Source organism: Actinomadura sp. NPDC048955 (genome assembly GCF_040649435.1).
GTDB lineage: Bacteria > Actinomycetota > Actinomycetes > Streptosporangiales > Streptosporangiaceae > Spirillospora > Spirillospora luteofluorescens.
In genome coordinates this window covers 1-3,051 of sequence record NZ_JBEZJI010000159.1, presented here as the reverse complement: position 1 = coordinate 3,051, position 3,051 = coordinate 1, and the positions used below count along the sequence as shown (strand labels likewise).

3 protein-coding genes are annotated in these 3,051 nt (G+C 66.2%); all 3 read left to right on the top strand.

Annotation, left to right across the window (positions count from 1 at the left end; all coding sequences use genetic code 11):
- Positions 1–180 precede the first annotated feature (180 nt).
- The 3 genes from AB0C84_RS45720 (at position 181) to AB0C84_RS45710 (ending at position 2,763) form a co-directional block, all read left to right on the top strand.
- Positions 181–456, top strand: a complete 276-nt coding sequence (locus tag AB0C84_RS45720) for a hypothetical protein (RefSeq protein ID WP_361079104.1) — start codon at positions 181–183, stop codon at positions 454–456.
- Between the two features lie 335 nt (positions 457–791).
- On the top strand, positions 792–1,307 hold the full coding sequence (locus AB0C84_RS45715; protein ID WP_361079101.1) for a hypothetical protein: 516 nt from the start codon (positions 792–794) through the stop codon (positions 1,305–1,307).
- 316 nt (positions 1,308–1,623) lie between these two features.
- Entirely contained in the window at positions 1,624–2,763 is a 1,140-nt protein-coding gene (locus tag AB0C84_RS45710; protein WP_361079098.1) for a DnaB-like helicase N-terminal domain-containing protein, read from the top strand.
- The last annotated feature ends 288 nt before the right edge of the window (positions 2,764–3,051 follow it).

Genomic DNA, 3,051 nt, shown 5'->3' with positions numbered 1-3,051 from the left:
ACGGTCGCCGACCGTGCCCGGCTCGGCGGTGTCGAGGGCGAACTCCCAGCGCTCGCCGTACTCGGCGCCGGGCAGCGTGAACTCGACCGGCTCCGCGTCAGGGCTCCTCGCCGGGACGGAGCACCCCATAGCCGCTTTACCAGAGTCGGCTCACCCGCCCGGCGAGAGAGGAGCGTCACCATGCCCGCACAGGCCAACAACGTAATCCGAGCCGTGGAAGAAGCCCTCTGCTACGCGCTCAACAGTCCAGTATTTTTGGCCGCGCTCAACAACTGCGTGCCCGCTACTCAGCAGTTCGAGGTCACCGAGATCGACCCACTGAGCGGGTTCACCCTGGAGCGGGGCACTGAGATCGTACTGCGCGACGAGTACTCGCAGTGCCTCACACGTTTGCACGTCAAGGTCGGCCCCCCGCAAGAGTCACGGACCCTGGTGCCACTCGAAGCGATCGCCTGATTCTGCCCGCGGGGTGGCCGCCGTATTGGGTGGTCACCCCGTGTAGCCGAGCGTCAGCGACCCTTCTTTCTCGAGATCATCTGGCCTCATGAGCAACGGGCTACGCAGGGAGCCGTCAGCGTCCCCATCCGCGACAGCGCCACGGGCACTACCCCGCGGGTCACACCGGTACCTCGCCAGCTAACCGTGCTCGAACTCCGGCCGCGTCCTTCCTCGGAAAGGGCAGAGCCCGCCCTTAGAAAGGCCTCCAGGTGAAACACCCCCCTACGGCCGTGCCCGCACGACCTCCGTTTCACTGGCACGATCTTCCGCCGACCGTTCGCGATCATGCCTGCGTGCGGATAGCCAGCCAGGCCGCCGCAGCCTGGACGAGCCGAACCGACCCGTGCGCCTCCCCCTCTCGGCGCGAGACCGAACGCATCGTGCAGGAAAGCCGTGTGATCATCGCCGCTCTGATCGACCTGCTACTCGGTGGTCAAGTCAGCGACAACGCTGAGGCGATCGCCGACCAGGTCATCGGCGCTGACCGCAGGCCCGATGCCGACCTTATCGAGGAGACCATCAACGCCTTCGTCGCGGAGACCACTGGGGGCGCATCGCCGCTGGCCACGGTAAAGATCAATAGGGACACCCTGCAGTGTCCCGCCTGCGGAACCCGAGACAAGATCTTCGAGGATGCGCGCGGTGTCCAGCACAACGAGATCTACGTCGAGCACGGCCGCCTGAAAATCGCCATCGACCTCGATGCCCCCAACAAAGGCTTCGTCCACCAGCAGTACGTCTGCGACGCCTGCCAGACCCCGGTGGCCCTCCCCTACGTTCCCGAGGAATCCCCTGCCGGTCAGACGTAGGCGCCGACGGCTGTCACGCGGGCCCAACTCAGAAGAACCAATCCAGGCGCGCTGGTCCCGGCACCTCCAGCCGTTCGCCGCTCTTGAACCCACGGCACCTGAGGAGCACGAGGCCTCGGCACGCAGCGATCCTCATACACGTTCTCAATGTGGTGGCCCAGCCACTGCCGCTTCCCCATTCCCGCCGCGAGCACCAGGCCGAATGAGCGAAGGAGCAAATGTGAGTACCTCAGCCAGGACCTCCGCCAAGTACTCCGGCCCCCCGACCGCGAACATACAGGCGGTATCTACCGGTACCGGTAACGACGACCCATCGGTGGAACATGACGTCGCCGACGCCCCCCAGCACCACGACTTCCCCACAAATCCCCTCCCGACCGCAGGCACTACCGAAGACGATGCCGAACCGGAACCGGTGGACTTGACGATCCTTGCCGAGCGGGCGCTGCTCGGCGAGGTTCTGCACCTGGCCGCCGCTGGGCAGAACCCCATCCCGACACTCACCCGGTGGGGTCTTCGCCCGCACGACTTCTATCGTCCCTATCATCAGGCGGCGTTCCGAGCGATGGACTCTGTGTCGCGCACGGGTCGCGCGCCTCATCCTGGTCTGGTGCTCACGCAACTACCCGCAGATCAAGAGCTGGAAAGTAGAGTGGCGCGTGACGGGCTACACCTGATCGAGCTGATGGAGGCCGCCGCAAGCCGCAGGAGTCTCCCCGCGACGGCCCGGATGGTTCTCGAAGCCTCCATCCGCCGCCTCATCGAGCGATGGAGCATTCGAATCGCGCAGGTGGCCGAACGGCACGATGAGGCGGCAGAAGTCGATGTCGCTGCGGTCACCGAACACGTGCGGGCGGCGGCTGCCCAGATCCGCGGCCACCAGGAGCGGCTGCAGGCGCTACCCCGCGTTCCACGTACCGCAGCCCTGTCCGCACCGCCGGCGCCACGCCGCCTACTGCGCGAAACCCAAACGACGGCCGCCGCCGTGAGGGTAGAGTTGCAGCTGCTGGCCAGCCTGATCGCCTATCCGGTGTTCATCGACCAGACCGTCTCCTCTCTAGACCCACACCACCTCTCGCCCGGCCTCCCCCGCGCTCTGTATCAGGTGCTGCTCGGCCTGCGCGAGGCCGACGCCCGGATCGACCTGCTCACCGTGGCCTGGCAAGCACGTCTCCACGGCTTGACAGACGCCGACCGGGTGCCTGCGCTACTCGCAGCTGGGGTGCCATGGCCGCTAGAGCTGGCCCGGCGCGTCCACGCGCACGCCATTGTCGACCTGACGACGGACGCGGCCCACCTGCTCAAGACGATCGCCTACGAGCTCAGGTTTACATCGCACTACATGCTCGAACTCGCCACAGGCGTGCTAGAGCAGTTGCTCCACCATGTGACCGGCTACACACGTGCCTACCGCCCCGAATCGATGACGATGGACCACCAATTGCGAGTGGCGTGACGCTCTTTCACTACCCGTTCGCCTAGGGTCCCGACAGGGGCGGCTCGTACCGGACGCCGCTGCGGATGCGACCGCTGACGAAGCACCGAGCGCGTCCACACGGAGTGAGGTCGAACGCGCTCGCCACCGGTAAATGAAAGGGATATCCAGGAGAGCGACCCGTCGGTGGCCGTCTTCAACGGTCAAGCGCTGGGGGCTAGTCTGCCTCTCTTCCCGGCGAATCCGACACTGCCGCCGCCCGCCGGGTGCCGCAAACCCTCCGGCTTTCAGACCGTCTCCTGAGCAGTG

What these genes read in the sequence shown, in the direction of transcription:
- AB0C84_RS45720 (WP_361079104.1), top strand. Translation starts at nt 181, where the DNA reads ATGCCCGCACAGGCCAACAACGTAATCCGAGCCGTGGAAGAAGCCCTC.